General features: G+C 48.3%; 20 protein-coding genes and 1 rRNA gene. 16 read left to right on the top strand and 5 right to left on the bottom strand.

Features of this window, described 5'->3' with window-relative positions; translation table 11 throughout:
* Positions 1-60: 60 nt before the first annotated feature.
* Positions 61-591: a hypothetical protein gene (locus tag B5P39_RS15190; protein WP_249554678.1), complete on the top strand. Its 531-nt coding sequence runs from the start codon at positions 61-63 to the stop codon at positions 589-591.
* A gap of 59 nt (positions 592-650) precedes the next feature.
* Here B5P39_RS15190 and B5P39_RS15185 read toward each other — a convergent pair whose 3' ends face one another.
* Positions 651-3,050, bottom strand: coding sequence for a carbohydrate binding family 9 domain-containing protein (locus tag B5P39_RS15185; RefSeq protein WP_176399956.1), 2,400 nt, complete (start codon positions 3,048-3,050; stop codon positions 651-653).
* Positions 3,051-3,179: 129 nt separating this feature from the next.
* Positions 3,180-3,959 carry a sulfate transporter CysZ gene (cysZ, locus tag B5P39_RS15180; protein WP_088212116.1) on the bottom strand — a complete coding sequence of 260 codons (780 nt, stop codon included), beginning with the start codon at positions 3,957-3,959 and terminating at the stop codon, positions 3,180-3,182.
* Positions 3,960-4,200: 241 nt separating this feature from the next.
* On the opposite strand from cysZ, the gene smc reads away from it, so the two are divergent.
* The 11 genes from smc to B5P39_RS15125 all read left to right on the top strand — a co-directional run bounded on the left by smc (position 4,201) and on the right by B5P39_RS15125 (position 19,847).
* On the top strand, positions 4,201-7,629 hold the full coding sequence (gene smc, locus B5P39_RS15175; RefSeq protein WP_088212115.1) for a chromosome segregation protein SMC: 3,429 nt from the start codon (positions 4,201-4,203) through the stop codon (positions 7,627-7,629).
* A gap of 26 nt (positions 7,630-7,655) precedes the next feature.
* The gene (gene zipA, locus B5P39_RS15170) at positions 7,656-8,696 is read left to right on the top strand and encodes a cell division protein ZipA (RefSeq protein ID WP_088212114.1); all 1,041 of its coding nucleotides are present in this window, start codon (positions 7,656-7,658) and stop codon (positions 8,694-8,696) included.
* 98 nt (positions 8,697-8,794) lie between these two features.
* The gene (ligA, locus tag B5P39_RS15165) at positions 8,795-10,864 is read left to right on the top strand and encodes an NAD-dependent DNA ligase LigA (protein ID WP_088212214.1); all 2,070 of its coding nucleotides are present in this window, start codon (positions 8,795-8,797) and stop codon (positions 10,862-10,864) included.
* Positions 10,865-11,096: 232 nt separating this feature from the next.
* The gene (locus tag B5P39_RS15160; RefSeq protein WP_088212113.1) at positions 11,097-11,585 is read left to right on the top strand and encodes a DUF2919 domain-containing protein; all 489 of its coding nucleotides are present in this window, start codon (positions 11,097-11,099) and stop codon (positions 11,583-11,585) included.
* Between the two features lie 210 nt (positions 11,586-11,795).
* Positions 11,796-13,001, top strand: coding sequence for an HD-GYP domain-containing protein (locus B5P39_RS15155; protein ID WP_088212112.1), 1,206 nt, complete (start codon positions 11,796-11,798; stop codon positions 12,999-13,001).
* 62 nt (positions 13,002-13,063) lie between these two features.
* Positions 13,064-13,915 carry an SDR family oxidoreductase gene (locus B5P39_RS15150; protein WP_088212213.1) on the top strand — a complete coding sequence of 284 codons (852 nt, stop codon included), beginning with the start codon at positions 13,064-13,066 and terminating at the stop codon, positions 13,913-13,915.
* A gap of 130 nt (positions 13,916-14,045) precedes the next feature.
* On the top strand, positions 14,046-14,669 hold the full coding sequence (locus B5P39_RS15145) for a thiol:disulfide interchange protein DsbA/DsbL (protein ID WP_088212111.1): 624 nt from the start codon (positions 14,046-14,048) through the stop codon (positions 14,667-14,669).
* Positions 14,670-15,116: 447 nt separating this feature from the next.
* The gene (locus B5P39_RS15140) at positions 15,117-15,383 is read left to right on the top strand and encodes a DUF4212 domain-containing protein (RefSeq protein ID WP_011622295.1); all 267 of its coding nucleotides are present in this window, start codon (positions 15,117-15,119) and stop codon (positions 15,381-15,383) included.
* 11 nt (positions 15,384-15,394) lie between these two features.
* Entirely contained in the window at positions 15,395-17,131 is a 1,737-nt protein-coding gene (locus B5P39_RS15135; protein ID WP_088212110.1) for a sodium:solute symporter family protein, read from the top strand.
* A 167-nt stretch (positions 17,132-17,298) separates the two neighbouring features.
* A complete protein-coding gene (locus tag B5P39_RS15130) occupies positions 17,299-19,161 on the top strand; it encodes a DUF294 nucleotidyltransferase-like domain-containing protein (protein WP_088212109.1) in 1,863 nt (620 codons plus the stop codon).
* The gene (locus B5P39_RS15125) at positions 19,161-19,847 is read left to right on the top strand and encodes an exonuclease domain-containing protein (RefSeq protein ID WP_088212108.1); all 687 of its coding nucleotides are present in this window, start codon (positions 19,161-19,163) and stop codon (positions 19,845-19,847) included. The genes B5P39_RS15130 and B5P39_RS15125 overlap by 1 nt, the downstream gene beginning before the upstream one ends.
* Before the next feature lie 155 nt (positions 19,848-20,002).
* Here the strand turns inward: B5P39_RS15125 and B5P39_RS15120 are convergent, their stop codons facing one another.
* Entirely contained in the window at positions 20,003-20,428 is a 426-nt protein-coding gene (locus B5P39_RS15120) for a MarR family winged helix-turn-helix transcriptional regulator (protein ID WP_011716622.1), read from the bottom strand.
* A gap of 236 nt (positions 20,429-20,664) precedes the next feature.
* Here B5P39_RS15120 and B5P39_RS15115 point away from each other — a divergent pair, with 236 nt between their 5' ends.
* Together B5P39_RS15115 and B5P39_RS15110 are read left to right on the top strand one after the other, a co-directional pair.
* A complete protein-coding gene (locus B5P39_RS15115) occupies positions 20,665-21,660 on the top strand; it encodes an NADP-dependent oxidoreductase (protein WP_088212107.1) in 996 nt (331 codons plus the stop codon).
* 588 nt (positions 21,661-22,248) lie between these two features.
* A complete protein-coding gene (locus tag B5P39_RS15110; protein WP_088212106.1) occupies positions 22,249-22,848 on the top strand; it encodes a lecithin retinol acyltransferase family protein in 600 nt (199 codons plus the stop codon).
* Positions 22,849-22,890: 42 nt separating this feature from the next.
* Here B5P39_RS15110 and B5P39_RS15105 read toward each other — a convergent pair whose 3' ends face one another.
* Both B5P39_RS15105 and B5P39_RS15100 read right to left on the bottom strand, forming a co-directional pair.
* On the bottom strand, positions 22,891-23,955 hold the full coding sequence (locus tag B5P39_RS15105; RefSeq protein ID WP_088212105.1) for a ketoacyl-ACP synthase III: 1,065 nt from the start codon (positions 23,953-23,955) through the stop codon (positions 22,891-22,893).
* 92 nt (positions 23,956-24,047) lie between these two features.
* Entirely contained in the window at positions 24,048-24,719 is a 672-nt protein-coding gene (locus tag B5P39_RS15100) for a GntR family transcriptional regulator (RefSeq protein WP_086904656.1), read from the bottom strand.
* A 316-nt stretch (positions 24,720-25,035) separates the two neighbouring features.
* On the opposite strand from B5P39_RS15100, the gene gmhB reads away from it, so the two are divergent.
* Positions 25,036-25,587, top strand: coding sequence for a D-glycero-beta-D-manno-heptose 1,7-bisphosphate 7-phosphatase (gmhB, locus tag B5P39_RS15095; RefSeq protein WP_088212104.1), 552 nt, complete (start codon positions 25,036-25,038; stop codon positions 25,585-25,587).
* Between the two features lie 553 nt (positions 25,588-26,140).
* Positions 26,141-26,485 (top strand): 16S ribosomal RNA (locus B5P39_RS15090); the annotation flags it as partial.

Raw genomic sequence — 26,485 nt, 5'->3', positions numbered from 1 at the left:
GGCTTTAGCTTTTATATCTGCACATTGATTAAACGGTTTGATGCGGTACCTTAACCGAAAATGCCTTTACTCAGACAAGGCAGTGAGCTGCCTAAAAAACACTTTTTTAAAGCCTCAGTTGCAATGCGAGAACATGCCATCATGACGCTTCTTCACCCTGATTTGGATATTCCGTTTCAGCCCAATCCTGGCTGGTTTCTTGGCGCTTTTAATTGTTATGACCGTGAGGAAACGCTCGGGGAAACTCTCAATCGCTACGATCCTTTAGATCCCGCGCAGCTGCAAGCGCTGTACGATGCTTATGTGTTTGATGAGTTTAGTGAACAGTCGGGATTTACTTCTGCCCACAGGGTCGCGATGGCGAAAAATCTAACCGCTGCGCTGATTGAGACAAACCATGATTTCGCCGCCTATTTAGCGATTGATGAGAGCGAGGAGGAATGGTGTTTTCCCTCTGAGTGGGCATTCCCTAAGCCACGCTATCCCTTTGAGCAGGCGTATCTTGCGCTGCTGCGGCATTGGGGAATGGAGCTCACCGCAATGGGGATTGCGCTTCCCAGCCCAAGCTTATTGGGTATCCATGAGTCTTAGCTAGTATTCCGATTTAAGCCCACAAGCCTTGTTGTGGGCTTTATGCAAAATCTTTCAGCCTAGAGCAACCAGGCGTAGCTTAACTTCATAAAATAGGTCTTCTCATCCCGAGTGAGCCGCGTGAGTTCATCATCCGAGGTTAAACTGTCGGAATAGCCCAAATAGAACACGCTCTGGGGATTGAGTTTGTAGCCGTAGAGGATTTCATTCCCTAAGTGTGCCGCTTCGCTATCGGGCGCCGAATACAAATACTGCGCAAGATTACGCTCGATTTGGGTGTAAATGCTCGATAGGCGAATAAAGCTGTGCAGACTCAATTGCCAGTGCAGGCGCACATCCGAGAGATTTGCGGTAAAGAGTTTATCCTGCTCGATTTCCATATGTTGATATTGATGGGAAACATCCACCGACAGGCCGTTGGCAATTTTCCATTTGAACATCGGATTGATTAAGATTTTTGTGCCTAAGCGATCGTTAAGGAAGTCAATCTCATCGCCGTAATGGATCTCCAGCTCAAGGCTGAGGGCTGAGGTGGGCGTAATCGCGCCGTAAAGCCAGCCTTGGGTTTCTTGGTATTGATTGCTGTTACCTAACACCGCCAGTTGCGCGCTGTCATGGCGTGGGCCGACGCGTTCACGAGTTTCTATCCCAAAAGATAACTCACTCTGCAGCGCGCCATACATTTCCCAAAAGATTTCAAACTCTTGCTCGAGCTGCTCTCCGGCTTGATTGTGGGTGATATCCCAGTCGCCACCGAATTTAATCTTGTTAAATACGGTTTCGGGATACCAAATTAAGCCACCACCGGCCATAAAAGTGCGGTAATCAATTTTTTCCACAAAGCCTAAATCGGCGCGAAAATCGGGGGACACGTCGTGGTACTCGCCGTAGGCAAACCAATCGCGGGCGTTGTGTTCGTAGGTCAGTTGATACAGGGCGCCACTGAAATCCCGATCCGATTGGCTACGTAACACTTGTTCATTCACTTGGCATTGGCCAAGCTCACAGCTTAACGGCGTTTGGCCGCAGAGTAGTCCTTCGGTCAGTTCTCCCCCCACATTGCCACAAAATTGTTGGTACAGGGCTGTGGGGTAACGTGTCTGCGAATGGGCGATTTGAGCGGTAAAGATATCCTGGGCTGTCGGTTGGTATTTCGCATCTAAGCTCATGACATAATTGTGGTAATCATTTTGATCGGCAAATGCTGTCAGTTGATTGTCGGCACTGCTCTTTGCCGTGATAAGCCCCCCAAAGGAGAAGGTTTTATCCATGTCGAAGCGGTAACGTGCTGCCAGATTAAGGCTTTCCTCCGCTAAGGAGGTGATCTCAGAACTTAAATTACCCGGCATCAAAAAGGTCGTTTGGCTGTCATTGGCGGCCAGCAATGCCCAAGTGTGTTGCTCGGTTTGGCTGGTGAGTTTTAGCCCATAGTCCGGCGATACAATATTGCGGGTATGAAGCAGATTCACTTGGGTATCGAAGTAGTCTTTATTGTCGAGGAAGAAGGGGCGTTTCTCATCAAAAAACAGCGCAAAAGTGCTGTTGATATCGAGCTGTCCAGCATCGGACTCCACCTGGGAGAAATCGGGATTTATGGTGGCATTTAGCAAGGTGCGCGAGTTAATGCCCCAGCGCAAATCGAGCCCTGGCTCATAGTTACTCTCTGCTTGCCAGCCATTTGCGCTTTTTTGCTCATTGCGATTGGCGACAAAGGACGGGGTTATTTGCAGATCTTGTCCTTGCTTGGCGGAGGCTAAGCCCGTGGCGACGCCGAGCTGGCATAGCTGGCAACTGATGTTACGATCGATTTTATGGGTGGAGATGCGATGATTTTCATTGCGAGGATAGTAGCGAATAAGCTCAAATCCCCATTCTTGAACAGGTTTTTTATCGTCAAAGTTAAATAGTCGTAATGGCAGCTCGACTTCCACCTGATAACCCTCGGCGGTGATTTTTCCGGCGGTTTTCCAAATGCCATCCCAAGCTTCGCTCTCTTCGCCCGTGAGCTCATTCTCTATCGAGTCTAGTTGCACGCCCAGTGGATTGATAAAAAACTGATAGGCCAAACGCGCGTTGTTAAAGGTATCGAGTTTGATCCCCACCAGATCGTCGCCCCAGAGATTATCCCTGTCCTTGAGTGTGGCGCGAATATGTTGTGGTTGACTGTCTTTGGCGGTAAAGGCCACAAATAGGCTGGTTTGGGTCGCGTAGATTCTGGCCTCGGTGTAAACCGGCGCCGCCGTGTTTTCACTGGGCTGAGTTTCATAGCGTAGCTCGACCTGCGCCGCGTGCTGCCACACCGCCTCATCAAATTCGCCATCAATATTGGCGGCATCTTCTAAGGTCGGGATCGTTAATTGAAATTGGCTGGCAGAGCCCGCCAAGCTTGGCGAACTGAGAAATACCGCAGTCGATAACACTAAGGGGAGAAACGTCTTCAACAACAAGGCCCAAATCATTCTGAAATGGCGCGCAGTGTGCCAGAAATTGCGCGTTAACAAGAGTGGGTAATTGTTACAAGAATTGTATTAGAAACAGCTGAAACCAAGGCGGCACTGGATGGCGGTCATCCAGTGCGTTGGGGGGGATTATTCGGGAGAAACCACAGGATTACGGTAAGCTTCGCGGTACTTATCGACCCACATGGCGGTGGCACCACAAATCGCCACTGGCATCACGATAAAATTCACCACAGGGATCATCGAAAACAGGGTAACAGTCGCGCCAAAGGTAAAGCTGGTGCCGCGGGTTTGATTAAGGGCAAAGCGCATATCCTTGAAGCTTACCTTATGGTTATCAAAGGGATAGTCGCAGTATTGAATTGCCATCATCCAAGCGCTGAATAAAAACCACAAAATTGGCGCTAAGGTTTGCCCCACCATGGGCACTAAAAACAGCAACAAAAATACCAGCGCACGGGGCAAATAGTATTTGAGTTTGATCCATTCACGGCCAAGAATGCGTGGTAAGTCTTTGACTATGTCCATGCCCGAGCCGGTATTCATCGGTTTGCCGGTCAATAACTGCTCGACTTTTTCGGCCAGCAAACCATTAAAGGGCGCGGCCAGCCAGTTCATTACCGAACTAAAAACAAACGCCAGCATCACCAACATAGTGGTTACCGCTAACGGCCAGAGCAAAAAGTTAAGCCAACTTAAGTATTCGGGGAGCTGGGCATTCATCCAAGTGAAGAGCACATCGAGCTGCCCAATCGCCACATAGATAACAGCCGCAAACAGCACTAAGTTGATCATTAAGGGAATAAATACAAAGGTGCGCAGGCCTTTACGTTTGATTAAACCAAAGCCATCGAGAAAATAATTCACACCACTTTTACCCTGTGAAGGGGAGGAGGTTTTCTGTGTCATATCGTCATTCCAAAAAAGTTGAGATACAGCGTGAGATACAGATAAGTGCGATTGTGATCAACTCGTCGCGAGATGACAAGCTAAAAGCCATATGAATTCAATAAAAAGCGTTACAAAATACTGCCTGCTTTGCTAAAGTTGGCCTCAGAATTCTATGACACGACTCGGGCTAATATTGGCCTGCATCCCTATTGGCCATCGCCCTGATGGCTTTTTATACTGAGACGCGCTAACTGGCACCATGAGATTAAAACAAATAAAACTTGCCGGCTTTAAGTCGTTTGTCGATCCCACCAAAATTCCGTTTTTACAGGCATTAAGCGCCATTATTGGCCCAAATGGTTGCGGTAAGTCCAACGTGATTGACGCCGTGCGTTGGGTGCTGGGCGAAAGCTCGGCAAAGCATTTGCGCGGCGACTCCATGAGTGACGTGATTTTTAACGGCTCCAGCGCCCGTAAACCTGTGTCTGTGGCGGGCGTTGAACTGGTGTTTGAAAATAAAGAGGGCCGCCTTGCGGGCCAATACGCCAGTTATGAAGAAATTTCGGTAAAACGTCAGGTGAGCCGTGACGGCGAGTCTTGGTATTTTCTCAACGGCCAAAAATGTCGCCGTAAAGACATCACCGATCTGTTTATGGGCACCGGGCTTGGGCCGCGCAGTTACGCCATTATCGAACAGGGCACGATTTCACGTTTAATCGAATCTAAACCTCAAGATTTACGGACTTTTATTGAAGAAGCGGCGGGGATTTCCCGCTATAAAGAACGGCGGCGTGAAACGGAAAACCGTATCCGTCATACCCGCGAAAACTTGGAGCGTTTAGGGGATATTCGCAGCGAGTTAGCCAAACAGCTGGAAAAACTCAGTCAGCAGGCCAAGGCGGCGAAGCAATATCGTGAGCTGAAGCAAGCTGAGCGTAAAACCCATGCCGAGCTGCTGGTGATGCGCTATCAAGAGCTGCAGAGCCAAATGGCGAGTTTATCGGAGCAGATTAGCTCGCTCGAGCTGCAACAAGCTGCGGCCCAGTCCTTAGCGCAAACCGGCGAGTTAGAAAGCACCGAGCAGCAACTCACACTTTCGCAGTTAGTCGAGCAGGAGCAGCAGGCGGTCGAAGCCTATTATCTAACGGGTACCGAAATCGCAAAGCTTGAGCAACAGTTACAGAGCCAAAAGCAGCGCGACGCCCAGTTGCATAATCAGCTTGCGCAGTTGAGCGAGCAGATCATTCAAAACCAAGCGAAATTAGCCGCTTACCAAGCCAGTTTTCAAGCGCTTGAGGCGGAGCTTAGCCAACTTGCGCCGCAACAAGAATTGCAGCAAGAAATGATGGATGAGCTGCAAGCCCAGTGGGAGATGAGTGTTTCGCGCAGTGAGGCGCAAAGTGAAAACGCCAGAGTGCTGGCGGCGGCCGTCGCTCAGCATAAACTGCAATTAGAATTACACCGCAGCAAACTGGCTCATCAGCAGCAATTAAATGCCCATAAAACCCAGTTACACCAAGAGCAACAACAAGAGTTGGCCTCGCTCAATGCGCATGCCCTCGAAGATAACAGCGCATCACTTAATGACGAGATTGCCCAGTTAGAGCAAGCATTAGCTGAACAAGTTGAAATTAATCAAGAGTTTGAATCCACTCTAGCTGCCGATACTCACGCGTTAGATTTAGCTCGCGGTGAGTTTGAGCAATTATCGCAGCGTTTAACTTCGATGCGGGCACGCTTCGAACTGGTTGAACAATGGCTTGCGAAACAAGAAGAGTTAAGTGATAAGCCGCAGTTGTGGCAAAGCATTCAAGTCGAAAACGGCTGGGAAGCCGCGGCAGAGCTTGCACTGCAGGGATTGATGACGCTGCCCGTGGGCGTTAACGCCAACGAGATAGGGTTTTCTGCCGATGCGGCCTTGGCGGCGGATGCGCATCTCGATGGCTCTCCCATTTTAGGCGCTAAATTGAACCTCGCTCCTTGGCTTAAGGGACTCAAATGGGCCGATAATCTGGCCAGCGCGCAAGCACAAGTGGCGAGTTTGGCGGCCGATGAGCGAATCGTGACCGCTGACGGTTACCTGCTTGGCAAAGGTTTTTTGATTGCCAAACAAGACAATAGCCAATCGTTAGTGCAACTGAGTAAAGAGCAAACCCAGCTGAGCGAGGCTATCGCTGATTGCGAGCAGGCAAAAGCCATACAGCAGGCAAAGCTTGATGAATTAGCGCAGCAATTAACCCAAGTGCGTGACAGCTTAAGTCAAGGCACTAAACGCTTACACCAGTTACAGCTCGATAAAGCCACCAAATCTACCCAGCTTAATAATGCACAGGCGCAGGCCAAACAGCGTGAAGCTAAACGGGAGCAACTCGCAGAAACCGTTGCCCGAACCCAAGCCGAGTTAGCCGAGCTTGCCGAGCAGTTAATGCTGCTTGCGGAGCAAGAGGATGAACTGGCAGAGGCGCTGGAGTTAAGCCTTGAGCAGCAGCAGCAACAAAGCCAAGATGCCCAAGGGGATATGGCACGTCATCAAGCCTTGAAGGCGCAGATTGGTGATGCCGAGCGCCGCTTAGCGAGCCTCAATGCCAGTCTGCAATCGGTCACCACTCGGATGGCGGTGAGCACTGAACAAATTGAATTACAGCGTGTACGTGTCAGTGAATTAGTCCACTCAAAGGAAACACTGTCAGCCCAACTTGCCAACGTAGCGGCACAAGAGGGCGATCAGCAAACCGCACAGCTCAGCGAACAACTGGCGCAGTTACTCAATCAACAGCAGAGTCAGCAACAAGCACTTAAAAGCCTCAGGTCACAACAAAGTTCGCTCACTGAAACGCTAAACAGTATAGGATTAAAGCAAAAACAAGAGCTTGGTAAGCTTGAGGGCTTGACTCAAAGCCTCAGCACGTTAAAGTTACGTCGTGAGGGATTAAAAGGGCAGGCCGATAGCCAATTGGCTGCGCTGTCAGAGCAACAAATTGTGCTTGCTCAGATTGTCGATTCCCTGCCTGCTGATGGGCATCCCGACAAGTGGCAGCGTGATTTGGATCAGATCCGCCAAAAAATTATTCGCTTAGGGGCGATAAACCTCGCTGCGATCGAAGAATTCGAGCAACAAAGTGAGCGAAAATCCTATTTGGATCATCAAGATGAAGATCTAAATAACGGTCTGGCCACCCTAGAGGAAGCCATTCGGAAAATCGATAAGGAGACCCGCACTCGCTTTAAGACCACATTTGATGCGGTAAACGAAGACCTAGGGCGTTTATTCCCTAAGGTATTCGGTGGCGGACGCGCGTATTTAGCGCTGACGGAAGACGATTTATTAGAAACGGGCGTGACCATCATGGCCCAGCCGCCAGGTAAGAAGAACAGTACCATCCATCTTCTTTCCGGTGGTGAAAAAGCCCTAACGGCTTTATCATTGGTATTCGCGATTTTCAGGTTGAATCCAGCTCCCTTCTGTATGTTAGACGAAGTGGATGCGCCCTTAGACGATGCCAACGTAGAACGATTCTGTCGATTATTGAAGGAAATGTCGCAGAGCGTACAGTTTATCTATATCAGCCATAACAAAATTACGATGGAGATGGCTGATCAACTTATCGGTGTGACTATGCATGAGCCGGGTGTATCCCGTATAGTCGCAGTAGATTTAGAGCAAGCGGTGGCAATGGCCGACGCTTGATAACTAGAAGAAAGACAGGGTAACCAATGGAAGATTTGCAACTAGTATTGTTCGTTTTAGGCGCCATAGCCATAGTTGCTGTGCTGGTGCATGGATTTTGGTCTATCAGAAGACAACAACCTAAGTCATTGAAAGATAGTCCGATGGGCAATTTCTATAAAAAGCAGGCCGAACGCGGCGAGGGTGCGCCTAAGCGTGTAGATGCCGATGGTTTCGACGCCGATGGTATTGGTGCCGTCAGAGTCCGTAAAGCGAATGAAGCCCATACCCCAGAGGCACCTGCGTTTAACCCTTATTTAAAGCAAGAAGCCAAAGCACAACCGCAACCCGTGGAACCCGTGCAAGTTGAACCTAAGCCACTGTTTAAGCAAGAGCCAAGCATGGCGCAGCCGGATTTTAGTCTGCAATCGCCAACGGCCAAAGAGCAACACCGTGGTCCTAAAGCATCACGCCAAGAGCCCGTATTACCAGGACATTCTGCCAATCTAGCCCAAGCCCATGTAGGGCAATCCCATGCGGCCATGGTGGCGCAAAAAGCCGCCGAAGAGCAACGTGCGCAGGTGCAAATGCCTACACAAACCGCTCTGTTCGATGAGGAAGAGGCGTATGAAGAAGAGCAACCTCAAGCCGTTGAACAGCCAGATGATGATTTAGGCGAGCCACGTGATGTATTAGTGCTGCACGTAGTGGCAAAAGAAGGTCAGCAGCTTAATGGCGCCGAATTGCTACCTTGCTTTTTAACCCTTAATTTTAAATATGGCGATATGAATATTTTCCACCGCCATGTGGATAATGCGGGTAATGGTAAGGTGTTGTTCTCCATTGCGAATATGGTTAAACCTGGGATTTTTGACCCAGACAATATGGAACAATTCAGCACCCAAGGCGTGGTATTCTTTATGACCTTACCTTGCTACGGCGATGCGCTAATGAACTTCTCCATCATGCTTAACTCAGCGCGCCAATTGGCGGATGATATCGATGCTGTGGTGCTCGATGGTCAGCGTCAACCTTGGGGCGAGTTTACTAAGCAAGATTATTTACACCGCATTCGCGCAAACGCTTAATGCAACGCCGCGAGACCGCGGTGATAGACAGATGGGGCCGCTAAATGCGGCCTCATTTTTTGCAACTTTTTGATGCTTAAGAATTCTGGATAATGAATATGCAAGACATTCAACTCGATAAACGCCTATCTGAACTGCTTTCTCAAGCTGTCACGCCACAAAATGCGCAGCCATTGATGCAGGCGCTCTGCCAATCTCTGAATGAACACAATATTCGTTACTATGTCGATGATGCGCCAAGCATTACCGACTCCGAATACGACAGATTAATGCAGCAGCTAAAACAACTAGAGGCCGAGTATCCTCAGTTTGTTGCTGCCGACTCGCCCACCCAAAGAGTCGGCGGCATGGCGCTGGCCAAGTTTGAACAAATTACTCACCTTAAACCCATGTTAAGTCTCGATAATGCCTTCGATGAGGCAGACTTTAGCGCGTTTCATAAACGTGTCAGCGACAGAGTTGGCCAAGTGAGTTTTTGCTGTGAGCCTAAGCTCGATGGTTTAGCGGTGAGTATTTTGTATCGCAATGGTGTGCTTGAGCGCGCCGCGACTCGGGGTGATGGTTCCGTGGGCGAAGATATTACCGAAAACGTTAAAACCATTAAGTCGATTCCGCTCAAACTGCGTGGTGACAACTATCCCGAATTGGTCGAAGTGCGCGGTGAAGCCTTTATGCCCAAGGCGGCATTTGAGGCGCTAAATGAGCGTGCGCGCTTAAAGGATGAAAAACTGTTCGTCAATCCGCGTAATGCGGCTGCGGGCAGCTTACGTCAGCTCGATAGTAAAATTACCGCGTCACGGGCGCTGTCGTTTTATGCCTATGCCTTAGGTGTGGTGGAGCCGACTTCTCACGAATTAGCTAAGACGCATTATGAGCAATTGCAACAACTAAAATCTTGGGGGCTGCCAGTCAGCAGCGAGATTAAAGTCTGCGACGAACTCAGCCAAGTCTTTGCCTACTATCAAGATATATTGACTCGCCGCGCCGACTTACCCTTTGAGATCGATGGTGTGGTGATGAAGGTGAACGATATCGCCCAGCAGCAAACCTTAGGGTTTGTGGCTAAATCTCCCCGTTGGGCGATTGCCTATAAATTTCCCGCGCAGGAAGAAATGACGCTGCTCGAAGGCGTAGATTTTCAGGTCGGCCGTACTGGCGCGGTGACTCCGGTTGCGCGCCTAAAACCTGTGTTTGTCGGTGGCGTGACTGTATCGAACGCGACTTTGCACAATGCCGATGAAATCGCCCGTTTAGGTGTGATGGTGGGTGATACTGTGATTATCCGCCGCGCCGGCGATGTGATCCCGCAAATTGTGGCCATAGTGCCCGAGCGTCGCCCAGAAGATGCTAAGGCGATTGCCTTCCCGCAACATTGCCCCGTTTGCGGCAGTTTGGTTGAGCGATTAGAAGGTGAAGCCGTGGCGCGTTGCAGTGGCGGCTTATTCTGTGAGGCGCAGCGTAAAGAGGCGATCAAACATTTTGCCTCCCGTAAGGCATTAGATATCGACGGCATGGGCGATAAAATTGTCGAGCAGTTGATTGATAAGGAGCTGGTTCAAAGCCCTGCTGACTTATTTAAACTCACCGCCTCTATGATGACCATGCTCGACCGTATGGGAATGAAGTCCGCCACCAATCTCGCGCAGGCGATTGAAGCGGCTAAAACCACGACTTTGCCACGTTTCCTTTATGCCTTAGGCATTCGTGAGGTGGGGGAGGCCACGGCGGCTAACCTGGCTACTCACTTTGGTAGCCTAGAGGCGCTGCGCGTGGCCACCATAGAGCAGCTTATTCAAGTTGAAGATATTGGTGAAGTGGTTGCCCAGCATGTGGCGCATTTCTTTGCCCAGCCCCATAACCTAAAAGTGATCGATGCTTTGATTGCGGCTGGCGTCAACTGGCCTGCAATTGCAGCGCCAAGCACCGATGAGCAGCCATTGAAGGGGCAGACTTGGGTGCTAACAGGCACCTTAAATCAACTCAACCGTAACGATGCTAAGGCGCAATTACAGGCCTTAGGCGCCAAAGTCGCGGGCAGTGTCTCGAAAAATACCGATTGCTTAGTTGCGGGTGAAGCGGCGGGGTCTAAGCTTGCCAAAGCGCAGGAGCTTGGCGTCAAAGTGATTGGTGAAGATGAATTATTGGCTCTTCTTGCAGCAAATAGCTAACACGCTGCCGCTTCATTGATAAAGCCCTGCCTTGCGGGGCTTTTTTATGGCTAAGATATGGGGGCCGTGGTTTGTGTGGTGAACTTGGCATAACACAACTTGAGTCTAGCAAACTTGAGCGTGACACTTAAACGTAACAAGCTTGCACGAATTATTCACACCAGCCATTGAATTTAGCCGTTACGCCACCATTTTGTTTATATTGCTTTAGTTTTTACTAAATGGATTGCGATTGAACTTTAGTCACATCACTTGGCTCGATGATAAAGGCCATATCAAACCACCGATATTTTTATATGCTATCCTGGCTTTCCTCGCCCGCGGCTGGTGTATTTTTATTGCCTCGCTTACTCAAGCCAGTGATAGATCAGAATTAGTCAGGCTCTTCTATCCCGAAAAGTCTGACTTTTTACTCGCACTCGCCGCGGGGCTGGGCGCCGTGGTGCTCTATGTTGTGGTGCTGGCGGAGCGGCGCCGTTCACCCTCATGGCTGCGCCCGGTGTTTGTCCACCTTAAATGGGGATTGTGGATTTTATTATTACTCGATGCGACCTTACTCGCGCAGCGATTAATCCATGGGCAATTTTTATTCCATTGGAGTTTAGCCCTCGACGCCTTAGTGTTGTTCTGGTCAGGTTTGTATGTCTACAAGTCAAAACGTCTCAGCTATTACCTCGCCGATTGGCCGAAAGAGACTGTGACGTCGGTAAAAGAAAACTAGGTTCATCTCGTTGTAATTTCAGCTTTTTATCTAATATCTAATCCCTGAGGGATAATTTGTGTGTACTATCCCTCAGTTTGATAAGCATTTTTTCACTTATAGCTTACTGATTTTGTTGAATCATCTATAGTTATATGTACTTAGCTTAAATGTGCGACCAAAGAAGCAAATATTTGATGCGTCTTGCGTACATGAAAGGAGTCATATTGCGTGGCAAAAGCAGCTCAACGAAAATTATTACTTTCCGAACTTCAACTTGGCATGAGGGTCAAGTTGCCTTTGTCATGGACGAATCACCCTTTTTTATTTAACCGTGTGGATATCAGTAGCCCGGCTCACATTGAGATGATCCGCGGACTCGGTGTGCCCTATGTGTATCTGATCTCAGGTAGTAGTGATGAACTCGAATCGACCGATGAAGAGGAAAATGTCGAGGAGGTTGAAGAAGCGCCACCGGAGCGTGACTTAAAGGCCGATACCCGTAAGGCGATGCGTTTAAGCCAGAAGCGTTTTTTAGAGAGCGTTAACCAGTGCCGCAATGTGTATGGCAAAGTGGTGAGCGACCCAGAAGGCGCTTATCGCTTGTCGGCCGCCTTAGTGGAGGATTTACTCAGCCATCTGCAAGAGGTCGAGAAACCTTTCCTCACTTTGGTCGGAATGGATGAAAAAGATGTCAGCGTGACTCAACACGGCATCTCGGTAGCAGTATTAGCCATGATGATAGGTCAGGCACTCGACTTACCAGCGCGGGATCTGCGCGATATTGCCTTGGGGAGCCTGTTCCATGATATAGGCAAACTCAAAGTCCCGGATGTGATCCGCCGTAAACGGGGCGCGCTCACTGCCCATGAGGCCAATTACCTGCAAATGCACCCGAACTTTGGCTATGACATGCTGAATCGTTCGGGACTCTTCCCAAAGGAAGTGCTGAATATTGTATTGCACCACCATGAGTTTATTGATGGTTCAGGTTTTCCCGATGGATTAACAGGTGCCAAAATCCCCATTACCACTCAAATAGTGAGTTTAGCGAACGATTACGATCAGCAGCTTAGTGGCGAGCAGGCATCTTCACCGCAGGTGGCATTAGGCTATTTATTTAAAAATCGTGCGAGTAAACATGCTGAATCCTTAATTTCGGTGTTGGTTAAGATTTTAGGTATCTACCCGCCGGGTACTATCGTCAAGTTATCCGACGACACTGTTGCTAAGGTGATCATGACCACCAAAGAGGTGAGTCAGCCGCAGGTGTGGGCCTGTAAGGAAGATGGCAGTGAGGCTTCGTTACGCTTTTTAAGTGATGAAGGGGTGACAGTACAAAAAACCATTCGCGCGGAAGAGTTAACCGAGGGCGCGATCCGCACCTTGCAAATGGATAAAGGCATTAGTTTTTATTTTAGCTTGTTCCAAGCTTGAATCCCGCCACCTGAGTTCCGTATGCTATTGGCCGAAATACCTTGTGGTGTCGGTCAATGGAAATGGAGCTGAGTGTGGCAGATCAAAAAAGTGTAGCGGTTGTTGGTTGTGGTTGGTTTGGTTTTGCCCTCGCTAAGCAGTTAGTGCAAGCGGGTTACCGAGTCACTGGCGCTAAACGCCACGCAGAGGAGTTAGCACCTCTCACTGAGGCGGGGATCCATGGATTCCAACTGCAACTCGGGGGTGAGGCTGATGTTGTCCCCGATGCGCAGGCTTTAAAAGCCTTGTTTCAGACAGACTTTCTTGTCGTCAATATTCCTCCGCGCCTAAAACATGGCAATAGTGCCTATCTTCAAGAATTACAGCAGTTAATTGCGCTAACCCAAGGCTGGCACTATCAAGGCATAGTGTTTATCAGCACTACGGGCGTTTATCCCTCCCTCGACAAGTCGATGACCGAAGCGGACGCACAGGCTGAATCGGCTTCATCACAGGTGTTATTGGATGCCGAAGCCTTATTTGCTCGCCAAGCGAATAGCTGCATCGTTCGTTTTGCTGGCTTGGTTGGACCTAAACGTCATCCGGGTCGCTTCTTTGCCGGTAAAACCGATGTGGCGGGTGGTAATGTTGCGGTTAATCTGGTGCATTTACAGGACTGTGTCGCGGCGGTGAGCTTGATTATTGCTGCAAAGGCGAAGGGAGAGAAGGTCGCTGCTATCTATAATCTTTGCGCGCCAGAGCATCCTTCCAGAAGTGAATTTTATGTGGCTGCCGCCGAATCCTTGGGATTAGCGGCGCCGCAATTTAATGAGCAGCTACAAGCCAGCAAAGTCATTCTAGGTGATGCGATAGTCCGCGAGCTTGGGTTTGAGTATCAGTATGCTTCACCCCTTGCAATGCTGGCTGCCAGTTAGTGGGTGATTTAGCGCCTATTGTTAACAAATGTTTAAGAACCTTGGCCATATTTTGAGGTATCTTAATGGCCTGTGCGTGTCGCAAACGACTTACGATTCAATGATGCAGTTACTAATAAGAAGAGAAAATATGAAAAGCCTAACTAATTTTGTTCGACCTTTGGCGGCGTTGGCCTGTGGATTGGTGTTAAGTGTGAGCTTTGCACTGCAGGCGGCGAGTTTTGAAGAAGGGAAGGATTATGTCACTGTCGCTGGCATCAACGAAGCACAAAAGCCTGTGCTGCGAGAGTTCTTCTCCTATAACTGCCCGCATTGCTACAAGCAGGAACCCTTTGTCGCTTCCACGGTAAAACTCTTAGGCAAAGATGTTGCCTTCGAGCGCACGCCAGTGGGCGCGGGGCGTCCTGCGTGGGAGTTGAGTCAATTAGCCTATTTTGTTGCACAAAAGCTGAAAATGACCAAGCAAGTGCACGAAGCGATTTTTAAACAGATCCATGAAAAGGGTGAACAATTTACTCGACCTGAACAGGTAAAAGCTTTTTTTGTGGCTCAAGGCGCGAAGGCCGATGATGTCGATGCGGCGATGAACTCTGTCGATGCGAAATTTACTTTGATGAATTACGACTCGCAGGCGGAATTATCGGGTATTAAGGGTGTGCCATCGTTATTAGTTAATGGTCGCTATTTAGTGACGTCTAAGGTGCATACACCTGAAGAATTGGCCGAGCTAGTCAAGTTCTTAGCCGCCAAGTAAAAGGCTGATAGCTGTGTTTATGGCAGCGTAAACTTACCCGCCGATCTGTTTTCAAATAACCCAGCGATGCTGGGTTATTTTTTGCCATTTTGTTGAGACATCTGAGCTGTAGCAATTGGGTTTATGACCGCCTATTAACCCCAATGCAGTACGATATTTTGTTTATATCACAGCCAGTTAGTGTTACCTATCGTCGTATTTTACTGTCATCTAGCACGTCATTTTGTCGGTTTCTAGCCTTAGGATCTTCGACATTGGTCTAAGCCGCTTAAAAAATAACTTTTGCATCAAAATGTAAATTCATTGTTAACTTTATGATTTTAAATACTATTCGATTTTTTCTGATGTGAGGTGCTTCGCAAATTAGACTAAGGTCTTGATTGTGGTCACTCCAGCTGTTGCTAGATTTAACAAGACTTAAAAATAAAACAGCACAGGGGAGTCGCTATGGCATTTGAAAACAACGATAAAGCAAAAGGTTACTGGAATGAGAATTTACGTCTCGTTTTAGGCCTATTGGCTATTTGGGCCGCAGTCTCATTCGGATGTGGCATTCTATTGGTTGATGTACTCAATGAAATCCATTTCATGGGCTTCAAGTTAGGTTTCTGGTTTGCCCAACAGGGATCTATGTATGTCTTTGTTGCGCTTATTTTTGTCTACGCGGCAAAAGCCAATGCCTTAGATAAAAAATATAACGTACAAGAAGACTAAGGAGAACGGAAATGGGTGTACAAGGATTAACTTATCTGATTGTGGGGCTGTCTTTCGCGCTCTACATTGGGATCGCGATTTGGTCCCGCGCGGGTTCGACTAAAGAGTTCTATGTTGCGGGTGGCGGTGTTCACCCTGTCGTGAACGGTATGGCGACTGCAGCCGACTGGATGTCAGCGGCATCTTTTATTTCGTTAGCGGGTATTGTCTCTTTCGTCGGTTACGACGGCAGTGTGTACCTAATGGGCTGGACGGGCGGTTACGTATTATTAGCCCTGTGTATGGCGCCTTACTTACGTAAATTTGGTAAGTTCACTGTGCCTGATTTCGTGGGTGAGCGTTACTACTCACAAGCGGCACGTACGGTCGCGGTTATTTGCGCTATCTTCATCTGCTTTACTTACATCGCGGGCCAAATGCGCGGTGTGGGCGTGGTATTCTCGCGCTTCCTCGAAGTGGATGTGGACACTGGCGTGTATATCGGTATGGCTGTGGTGTTCTTCTACGCTGTACTCGGAGGTATGAAAGGGATTACCTATACTCAGGTTGCCCAATACTGCGTACTGATCTTTGCCTTTATGGTGCCAGCAATCTTCTTATCTGTGATGATGACGGGTCATATCATTCCTCAAATCGGTTTCGGTGCTCAGTTACTTGATGCTGCGGGGAATAACTCTGGCGTCTATCTGTTAGAGAAACTGAACAATCTGTCTGCGGATCTAGGCTTTGCACCTTACACCGATGGCTCTAAGAGCATGATCGACGTGTTCTGTATTACTGGCGCTTTGATGGTGGGTACTGCGGGCTTACCCCACGTTATCGTGCGTTTCTTTACTGTTCCTAAAGTGAAAGATGCGCGTGTATCAGCCGGTTGGGCGCTGGTGTTTATCGCCATAATGTACACCACAGTTCCTGCATTGGCGGCATTCTCTCGCGTCAATATGATCGAAACCATTAACGGTCCAGATCAAAAGGGTGTTGCCTATGAAACTGCGCCAGATTGGATCAAAAACTGGGAAAAAACCGGTCTGATCAAATGGGATGACAAAAACGGCGACGGCAAAATCTACTATGCCAAAGGCAAAATGGAAGATGCTGCTAGCCCTAACGAAATGAAGATCGACAACGATATCATCGTATTAGCAACGCCAGAAATCGCGAATCTGCCAGCTTGGGTTATCGCACTGGTAGCTGCGGGTGGTTTAGCGGCGGCGTTATCTACCTCTGCGGGTCTGTTATTGGTTATCTCCACTTCAGTATCACACGACTTACTGAAGAAAAACCTTATGCCCAATATCTCTGACAAGAAAGAGCTGATGTACGCTCGACTGGCTGCTGGTATCGGCATCGTGATTGCGGGTTACTTCGGGGTTAACCCACCAGGATTCGTGGCAGCGGTAGTGGCGTTCGCCTTCGGTCTGGCGGCATCCTCTCTGTTCCCAGCCATCATCATGGGTATCTTCTCTAAGACGATGAACAAAGAAGGTGCAATCGCAGGTATGGTTATCGGTCTACTGTTCACTGCGGGTTACATCATTTACTTCAAGTTTGTAGACCCAACGGCTAACGTAGCGGCTAACTGGTTCCTCGGTATTTCGCCAGAAGGTATCGGTATGGTCGGTATGGTGGTGAACTTTGCGGTGGCGGCTATTGTCTGTAAAGTGACCGCAGCGGCACCTGCCCATGTACAAGATATGGTTGAGTCTATCCGTTTCCCTAAAGGGGCGGGAGAAGCGAGCAGCCATTAATCACTGCTGAGTTTAGCCTAACTTAGCTAAATTAAGATAAAAGGACGCTAATGCGTCCTTTTGTTTTTATGGAGTCAGCGCAAGCTTAAGGCTGACTTTAGTCGTATATGGCCCAACAATTGGGCGCGCTATAGTGGGATAAAATTCACCTAAAATAAGGTGTTGCTATGAACGCCAGCGAATTACAACCCGTTGTGCAGTTTTTAACATCCACAGCCCCCTTCGATACTTTGCCCAACGAGATCATCTTACGTTGCGCTAAGTCGGTGACCGTTGGTTACTACAGTAAAGCCTCGGGGTTTGTGAAATTTGATGCCGATGCGCCGAAATTGTACTTGGTGCGTAGCGGCGCCTTTGAGGTGCGGGATCCCGAAGGAGTGCTAGTCGACAGGGTCGCCGAAGGGGAGTTTTTTGGCTTTTCGACGTTGTTGTCTGGGGAGAAAGTGGTTAACCGGGTCGCTATTCTTGAAGACAGTCTAGTGTATCACCTACCGCAGGCATTGTTTGACCAACTGCGAAGCGAGAGCCGACACTTCGATAAATTTTTTACCCGTGCCTTTGCCAAGCGTTTACGTCACGAGGCACGGTTTAAGGCGAAAGATTTAACGACTACTAGTCGAATCAGTACCTTAATGTCATCTTCGCCTATTATGATCGACGCCCATGCCAGCGTCACGCAAGCCGCGCTCTTGATGCGCAATTCGCGGGTTTCGTCCTTATTGGTTACGGACAATCATAAGCTAGTGGGGATTTTAACCGATAAGGATCTACGTAATCGGGTGCTCGCCGCAGGGCTCGATGGCCGAATCGCCGTGCATCAAGCCATGACCACATCGCCGATTTCGATTTCATCCAATGCGTTGATTTTCGAGGCTATGCTATTGATGAGTGAGCATAACATTCATCACTTGCCGATCATTGATGAGCAAAATACCGAGGAAGTAAAAGCCATTGGCATGGTGACCAGTACCGACATTTTGCGCGGTCAAGGTTCGCAGCCCTTGCTGCTGATTGGTGAAATCGAGCGGCAGCATGACCTCGCCAGTCTCATTAGCGTCAGTAAACAAATCCCCTTGTTATTACAAAATTTAATCAGTGCCGATGCCAGGGCAGAGGAGATTGGTCGGGTATTGACCTCGGTCACTGATGCGCTGACACGGCGCTTGATTGTGCTCAATCAGCAAATTCTCGGTGAGGCGCCGATGGCGTTTTGCTGGTTAGCCTTTGGCTCGCAAGGGCGACAAGACCAAGCCGCTTGTTCGGATCAAGATAACGGCCTGCTGGTGGCCGAAGAAATGGACGACTACGCCAAAGGCTATTTCGATGCCTTGACCCATGCGATTTGTGCTGGACTTGATCAATGTGGTTATGCTTTTTGTCCCGGTAATATCATGGCGCAAAATCCACAGTGGCGGATGTCACTCAACGAATGGCAGCAGGTCTTTGAAAAGTGGGTGGTCACGCCAGAACCTAAGGCATTGATGCATGCGAGTATTTTCTTCGATATGCGTTCAGTCTTTGGCCCGCAATCCCTGTTTGATGCCCTACAGGACAAAGTGCTGGCACAAACCAAAGACAATGATATTTTCCTTGCTGGGATGACGGGCAATTCCCTCGTCGAGTCGCCGCCCTTAGGCTTCTTTCGAAAATTTGTGTTAGAGCGCGATGGCAGTGAGGTAAAAGGCATTGATTTAAAACATAAAGGAAATGCGTTAATCAACGATATCGCCCGCGTGTATGCGCTGTCCGCGGGGATTAAGGAAGTGAATACCGCCAAACGAATTCGGGCGCTGATGGACGCCAATATTCTCAATCGTAAGGATGCGCTTAACTTGGCCGATGCCCATGAATTTATTGCCCATATGCGTTTATCGAATCAAGGCTACCAACATACGCAGGGGCTTAAGATCAGTAATTATTTGTTACCCGGCCATTTATCTTCTTTGGTGAGGCATCAACTGCGGGATGCGTTTAAGGTGGTCCATGATGCCCAGTCGGGGATGAAGATGAAATTTATGCGGAGCTTTTAATGGGGCCTTGGTGGGAGAACGCTAAGCTGCGCTGGCGTGCGTTACGCTGTCAGCATCGGCTATTTAAGGATTATTACCAATCCTTAGTGCCGCTGTTGGAATTACCCATTAGTCGGGCGCCCTTGATGGCGATGGATTTGGAGATGACAGGCCTCAACCCCTTACAGGACCAAATCTTAAGTATTGGGCTAGTGCCGATTGAAAATGGAACGATTCCCCTGATGGGCGCGCAGCAAAAACTGGTGCAAATTCAAGGTAGTGTGGGGCAGAGTGCGACAATTCATGGGATCCTCGATAATCATTTAACCGAGGCGGTGACGATTGAAGAGGCGATGGCATGGTTTGTGGCTCAAACCCGTGGTCATGTATTGGTCGCGCACCATTCCCCCCTAGATTGCCGTTTCTTACAGCAAGATATCTTGTCGATTTATCATCAAACGATTGTACTGCCTGCGATTGATACCCTACTGCTGGAAAAACACCGTTTGTTACGCGAACACTCAGTGCTTAAAGAAGGCAGCTTAAGGCTTGGGGCATGCCGAGAGCGATATGTATTGCCGATATATGGCGCTCACAGCGCGCTTACTGACGCACTGGCCTGCGGCGAACTGTTATTGGCGCAGGTGGCAAGCATGGGCGGCGCTGATGAGTTAAAGGTGGGTGAATTGTTGGCTTACTCACGCTAAGCGGTGTGTTAGCGCCCTAAAGGTTAGCGTTCGATTGTCTTTGCCCCAAAATCTCTTCAGCTTGTTTTCTTAGATTGAATCTCTAAGTTTAACGCCGTGTAGTTAGAATTGAGTGCTCACAAAAAGCGGCTTTAAAAGCGTACTAATTCGACTCGCTAGTCTTTCGATAAATCCGCTTCTAATTCAAGACATAAGCGACGTAACTCCTCAATACGCTCAGCATTCATGTTGGAGCGTGCCACCAATTTCTCGGTAAGTTGAGTCGCTTCTTCCTGTAACTGCCGGCCCTTATCGGTGAGGGAAATGACCTTTTTACGTTCATCCAACTCGGATAAGTTACGGGTGAGTAATCCTTTTGACTCCAAGCGTTTAACGATTGGCGTTAAGGTACTGGGATCTAAACGTGTGTCGTTAGACAACTCTTTGAGGCTGACGTCGTTCACGTACCAAAGTGAGTGCATCACTATGTACTGGGGGTAGGTGAGATCATACTCGTCAAGGATGGGACGAAAGGCTCGCACTAATGAGTTGGTCGCCGAATACAGTGCAAAGCATACGTTGTCTGATAATTTTTGAGCCATAAAGCGTACCCAGAATAAACAATGAAGGCTGATGTTAACAAATTCCACCCTGTAAAAATAGTTTGCGTGCAAAATATTTTTAGGAGTAATGGTTGATTTGTGCGTCACTTGTGGGTAGTTTATTGGCAAACAGTTTGTGCGCAAACTATTTGTAAGCTAATAAATTGGTTCATTGTCGACAACATATCACTCGACAGCCTGTTTGCTGTGTGTTAGACGTAATAGAGGTTAACCCCATGATAAGCAGTCAAATTCATTTAGCATCACGCCCTGTTGGTATGCCGACGCTGGCAAACTTTAAACAGGTCGAGGTGACGTTGCCCGCATTAAAAGCCGGCGAAGTGCTGGTTAAAAACACCTGGATGTCAGTCGATCCCTATATGCGTGGTCGTATGATGGATAGGGATTCCTACATTCCACCCTTCCAGATTGATGCGGTTATGGACGGCGGGGCCATAGGCGAAGTGATTGAGTCACTCAATCCACAATTCCCAGTAGGTTCAAAAGTGAGCCATATCAGCGGTTGGCGCAGCGCCTTTATCAGTGATGGGCAGGATCTCACCTTATTACCTGCGGTGAATATTCCTGAGCAATACTTTTTAGGTGTTATCGGCATGCCCGGATTAACCGCTTGGGTGGGGCTGATGCAAATCGCTAAGTTAAAACCAACGGATACTGTGTTTGTTTCAGCCGCATCGGGCGCTGTCGGTATGGTTGTCTGTCAAATCGCTAAGCTTAATGGCTGCAAAGTGATTGCTTCGGTTGGCTCGGATGAGAAGGCCGAATTGGTTCAAAGTTTGGGCGTGGATGCAGTGATTAACTATAAAAAAGTCACTGATTTAACTCAGGCTTTGCGCGACGCGGCGCCTAATGGCATTGATGTGTATTTTGAGAATGTCGGCGGCGCTCATCTTGAAGCCGCGTTGAATGTGCTAAACGAATATAGTCGCATTCCTGTATGTGGGATGATTGCCGATTACAATGCGCAGGCACCAGTCCCAGGGCCAAGTAATCTGTTAGCCATCAACACTAAAAAGTTAACCATGCAGGGCTTTATTGTGATGGACTACTTCGATCAGTTTGAAGAATTCATCGCTCAAATGGCGCAGTGGCTGCAAGCGGGTAAAGTAAAATCGGAAGAAACCGTTTATCAAGGTCTAGAGCAAGCTGCTGAGGCGTTTATCGGCCTGTTTGAAGGTAAAAACAAAGGCAAAATGCTGGTTAAGCTCTAATCTTGCAGTACTCTTACGGCTTAGTATCAAGGTGCAAAGGTGAAATCCGATGCACCTTGATGCCGTGGAGCATGTCAAGCGTGATTCATGTCCTTTGATGCTGCTCATGCCAACTGCTGCCACGAATAAAGTTACCGTTTGAGCTGAAGCCTGTGTTACTAAGGCTTCAGTTTTGGCTATTCACAATCAAGTCGGCTGAGTTTGTGCTCCGGCTAGCGATTTCATCTTTAATTCACGTTTATCCCATTACACTGCAAAAAGTCGCACTCCTTTTAACGGCCAATAACCCGATAAAAGGTAAGTTATCCGTATCTCGCTTGGTGATCCTTACGGAAAACTTGGCAATTAAGTGAAACTGAACTTCACTCTTATTATTGAGAATTCAAAGGCTAAGACATACTGACCGAACGATAGTTCTCTAGAACTATCGGTTTAAAGAAAGGTGAGTTTAAAGTACTGTGGGTTTAAAGAACTTTAGGTTTAAAAATGAGGCCTTAAACAAAGGTGAGCGTATGAAGAGGGCGCAAACTCCATTCGACTTTCTTAATGATGCCTTTTACAGATAACTGATGTCATAAGGGGATGATGATGCCATTACCGTTACTTTGGCTAGGCAGCGCTGCGATGGGCGCGTTATTGCTCGCCGATGAGCGTGAAAAGCGCCAGCAGCTTGAGCGTGACCGCTTATTAGGCAAGGCTCCACGGCAAACGACGGGTAGCCAAGCCATGGTCGCAGCGCCAAGTCAGTGGCAAAAGGGCTTTAAACAAGTCTCGCCGCAGCCAGGCAGTATTGTCTGCTGCTATGTGTTTGGGGTCATTGAACATACGGGTATTTGGTTGGCGGATGATTGCCTCGTCGAGCTACATGGCTCAGGGCTGATAAGGGCGGTATCGGTAAAGCGCTTTTTAGCGGGGCGCACTGGTAGCCAAATCTATATTGCCTGTAATCATCAACATCAACCACTGATTGCCAGTGATATGGTGAGCCGCGCCGAGCGGGCCATTTATCAGTACCGCGAATACGATTTGTTCGACAACAACTGCCATCGATTTGTCTGGTCATGCTTGTGTGGTGAAGAGCTGGCTATAAAAAGTTTTAACGAATTAAATCAAAAACTCGCAGGCTATTTTAAGCAGGGGATTTACTGGGATGAAATGCGTCGAGTACCTGAAGAGATAAAAATGTAAAAGGCCATCCGAAGATGGCCTTTTATCTGTGTTCGGGATTTATTACTTACAGAAATAATCCACTGCACGTTTAACCAGCTCAATGCCACTCAACTCGCAAGGTGGCAGCTGAGCATCACTCACCTGAACCGGCGTTACGCGCTCGCCCCATTGCAATAGCAGCGCTGCAGAAGTTAACCCCGCACCGAAGGCACATGACAGAATGGTTTGATTTGGCTTAATTAAGCCTTTCTCCAATGCATCACAGATGGCGATAGGGATAGTGGCCGCAGAGGTATTACCATAGTTAGCAATGTTCACGAAGGCTTTTTCTTTAGGGATCTTCATGCGGCTAACGAGGGTATCGATAATGCGCTCGTTCGCTTGGTGTGGAATCACTAAGTCGACTTCATCTTTATCGACGCCACATTTTTCCAGCACTTGAGTGCTTAACTTATTCATACCGTTAATGGCACGTTTAAAGATTTCTTGGCCATCGAATTGAATATAAAAGTCCAAGGATTCTGCAGAGAATCTATCCATCGCAGTACCAAAACCGGCTTTTAGGATATCGCGACCTTCAGGGTCGTTATTCAGCTCATAGCCTAACACACCGCCTGGCACATCCGTCGCTTCCACGACAACCGCGCCAGCGCCATCACCAAACAACACGGCGGTTTCACGGCGTGACCAATCGAGGTAGAAAGATAAACGCTCTGCACCGACTACTAGTACTTTTTTGCATTGGCCACTCTTGATCTGTGAGCTGGCTAAGCCTAAGCCATACAAAAAGCCACTGCAGGCCGCGTTGATATCGAAGGCTGCGCAACTTGCACCAATATTGGCCTGGACTGTGGAGGCAATATTCGGGATCAAGGTATCTGGGCTGGCGCTGGCTAAAATGATCATATCAATTTCGCTGCCGTCAATGCCCGCCGCAGCAAGGGCGCGTTTAGCGGCAACCGATGCTAACTCAGAGGTATTCACATGGCTGATATGACGCTGGCTGATCCCGGTACGGCTTTTAATCCATTCATCGGAAGTTTCGATAAAAGTAGCAAGATCATCGTTAGTCAAAGTGGCGGGAGGAACACATTTTCCCCAGCCAGTGATAGTGGCGTACTGCATGGTGTTTTCTCTCAAATAAAAAAGGCAGAACCTGAAGTGCTGCCTCAAATCGACAACAAAGCTTATCGGTATAACGAATGACAGTCCGTGATCTAGACCACCTGTTTGGCGACGAGATCCCGAATTGTCATTGCGGCATGCAAAATATGATGTCGCAGCAACGCCGTGGCTTTCTCTGTTTCTCTTTGTTTGCAATAGTTGAGCAGTTCGCGGTGCTCGTGCTCTGCTGCGGGAATACCTCCTGCGAGCAGCAATTGCAAACGGATATATCTATCGCAGTTAGTATTGAGGCCGTGGACAACCTCTAGCGTATGTGGACGATTGGCGGCTTGATATAAACAGGTATGAAACTGTGTATTTAGCTCGCTCCAACTGGCGACGGCATCTTCATGTTTAAAGGCCGATTCCAATTGCTCCAATACGCGTTCTGCTTTGATTAAATCGTCTTCTTGAAGTCGTGGTATGGCTTTGGCGAGCAGATCGGTCTCGATCATGGCGCGTAATTCAAAAAGCTCAGTCACTTGTTCAACGGATAATTCGGTCGCGGTCGCCCCTTTATGGGGTTCGAACTTCACCAGCCCCTCCGCCTCAAGTTGTAGTAAGGCTTCTCTTACGGGAATGCGGCTTACATGTAAGGCTTCGGCTAAGGCGCTTTGTCTGAGTGGTTCCCCTGCGGCTATATCACCCGAAAGAATTTTCTCTCTGAGCACTTCTACAACTAATTGGGTGCGGGTTTTATGGACTATAGGCGTAGTTCGACTCATTATGACCGTCTATTTTTAGGTGTTTTATTGTTATCCGTGCAAGATTACCGTTAAAAACAGCACAAATAAAGGGAAAAGCTCGATTGAATACCGCATCCCTTAAGCCTAAAAAAGCATTATCGGCCGATTTTATCGGCGAAATGCATCGGGATAAGTACGATTTAATACCGTTTTACGGCCGCTTGGGGCGAGATAAGCCGGAACTTGTTCAAACTCCGTCATGTCGCTGACAACTTCGCGGTGCAATTTCTTGCAATGGATGGAATAATAGGGAAATTACGCATTAAGCGCCGTTTTTAGTGAGTGGAGTAGTACTGTGGGTACAGTCAATCGAGCCGTATTTTTAGACCGTGATGGTGTGATCAACAAAGATCATGGTTATGTGCATCAGGTGGATGACTTTGAATATATAGAAGGTGTGTTTGAAGCCTGCCTCGCCTTAAAACAAATGGGATACAAATTGGTGGTGGTCACCAATCAGTCGGGAATTGCCCGTGGCATGTATAGCGAAGACCAATTCCACAGTCTCACCGAATGGATGGATTGGAACTTTGCCGATAAAGGTGTCGACCTCGATGGCATTTATTATTGCCCGCATCATAATGAAAAAGGTCTCGGTGAATATAAAGTCGATTGCGATTGCCGCAAGCCAAAACCTGGCATGCTACTCGATGCGGCAAAATTCCTGAAAATCGATTTGTCGCAGTCGGTGATGGTGGGCGATAAAGCCGATGATATGCTTGCGGCTAAAGCGGCAGGGGTGCCGACACGTATCCTCGTCCGTACTGGCAAAGAAATCGCCGATGACAGCGAGGCGTCTGTGGTGCTCGATAGCATTGCCGATGTGCCGAGGTTTTTAAAGAAGTAGCCTATTTGCTACTTAAAGTGCGCATCAATCTATTCGAATCGTAATATTGAACTTGAGGCGCGAGCTTAACTGCAAAAAGTGCGGTATTGGCTTTATCGTTTTGCTTTGTGACCGATGCTAACGGCGTTAGCTAGGTGATTGATATAGCCAAAGTGATGGAAATTACAGCGAATTAGGCGCTAAAATCGACGTTTGGTTTAAAAAATGCGCACTCACTTTGGTTTTTCTAATTATTTTGCCTAAAGGGGTTGCGGTAAAATCTGACATCCCTATAATGCGCATCCACTGGTCCAGCGGGGTCAGACGGTGAAAGCCAAAAGCGTTAACTGCTCAAGGCAAATAACCATGCTCTTTAACAATTTATCAAGCAAATCTGTGTGGACACTCACAGATGTTGAGTTAATCGAAATTACTCTGCCGTTTGGCGAGTAATCAAAATTTAAATCAATGAATGAGTGTTCATAGCAATATGTACAGTTTGTTTTGACTTTTGAGTCGAAACGACAAATCAGAATTCATTGAGTCGTTTAACGCGAGTTAAACAAAAAACTTTTAATTGAAGAGTTTGATCATGGCTCAGATTGAACGCTGGCGGCAGGCCTAACACATGCAAGTCGAGCGGCAGCACAAGGGAGTTTACTCCTGGGGTGGCGAGCGGCGGACGGGTGAGTAATGCCTAGGGATCTGCCCAGTCGAGGGGGATAACAGTTGGAAACGACTGCTAATACCGCATACGCCCTACGGGGGAAAGGAGGGGACCTTCGGGCCTTTCGCGATTGGATGAACCTAGGTGGGATTAGCTAGTTGGTGAGGTAATGGCTCACCAAGGCGACGATCCCTAGCTGTTCTGAGAGGATGATCAGCCACACTGGGACTGAGACACGGCCCAGACTCCTAC

It is taken from the genome of Shewanella sp. Shew256, from assembly GCF_002196695.1.
GTDB classification, from domain to species: Bacteria; Pseudomonadota; Gammaproteobacteria; order Enterobacterales; family Shewanellaceae; genus Shewanella; species Shewanella mangrovisoli.
Note: the sequence above shows the minus strand (reverse complement) of the source record. Positions and strands in the feature narration are given on the sequence as shown.

Bases quoted from the DNA above. Each gene is read 5' to 3' on its own strand.
- B5P39_RS15100 (WP_086904656.1), bottom strand. From the start codon at position 24,719: ATGAGTCGAACTACGCCTATAGTCCATAAAACCCGCACCCAATTAGTT.
- cysZ (WP_088212116.1), bottom strand. From the start codon at position 3,959: ATGACACAGAAAACCTCCTCCCCTTCACAGGGTAAAAGTGGTGTGAAT.
- B5P39_RS15110 (WP_088212106.1), top strand. From the start codon at position 22,249: ATGCCATTACCGTTACTTTGGCTAGGCAGCGCTGCGATGGGCGCGTTA.
- B5P39_RS15130 (WP_088212109.1), top strand. From the start codon at position 17,299: ATGAACGCCAGCGAATTACAACCCGTTGTGCAGTTTTTAACATCCACA.
- B5P39_RS15145 (WP_088212111.1), top strand. From the start codon at position 14,046: ATGAAAAGCCTAACTAATTTTGTTCGACCTTTGGCGGCGTTGGCCTGT.
- smc (WP_088212115.1), top strand. From the start codon at position 4,201: ATGAGATTAAAACAAATAAAACTTGCCGGCTTTAAGTCGTTTGTCGAT.
- B5P39_RS15115 (WP_088212107.1), top strand. From the start codon at position 20,665: ATGATAAGCAGTCAAATTCATTTAGCATCACGCCCTGTTGGTATGCCG.
- B5P39_RS15140 (WP_011622295.1), top strand. From the start codon at position 15,117: ATGGCATTTGAAAACAACGATAAAGCAAAAGGTTACTGGAATGAGAAT.
- B5P39_RS15150 (WP_088212213.1), top strand. From the start codon at position 13,064: ATGGAGCTGAGTGTGGCAGATCAAAAAAGTGTAGCGGTTGTTGGTTGT.
- B5P39_RS15120 (WP_011716622.1), bottom strand. From the start codon at position 20,428: ATGGCTCAAAAATTATCAGACAACGTATGCTTTGCACTGTATTCGGCG.
- zipA (WP_088212114.1), top strand. From the start codon at position 7,656: ATGGAAGATTTGCAACTAGTATTGTTCGTTTTAGGCGCCATAGCCATA.
- B5P39_RS15135 (WP_088212110.1), top strand. From the start codon at position 15,395: ATGGGTGTACAAGGATTAACTTATCTGATTGTGGGGCTGTCTTTCGCG.
- B5P39_RS15105 (WP_088212105.1), bottom strand. From the start codon at position 23,955: ATGCAGTACGCCACTATCACTGGCTGGGGAAAATGTGTTCCTCCCGCC.
- ligA (WP_088212214.1), top strand. From the start codon at position 8,795: ATGCAAGACATTCAACTCGATAAACGCCTATCTGAACTGCTTTCTCAA.
- B5P39_RS15185 (WP_176399956.1), bottom strand. From the start codon at position 3,050: ATGATTTGGGCCTTGTTGTTGAAGACGTTTCTCCCCTTAGTGTTATCG.
- B5P39_RS15125 (WP_088212108.1), top strand. From the start codon at position 19,161: ATGGGGCCTTGGTGGGAGAACGCTAAGCTGCGCTGGCGTGCGTTACGC.
- B5P39_RS15190 (WP_249554678.1), top strand. From the start codon at position 61: ATGCCTTTACTCAGACAAGGCAGTGAGCTGCCTAAAAAACACTTTTTT.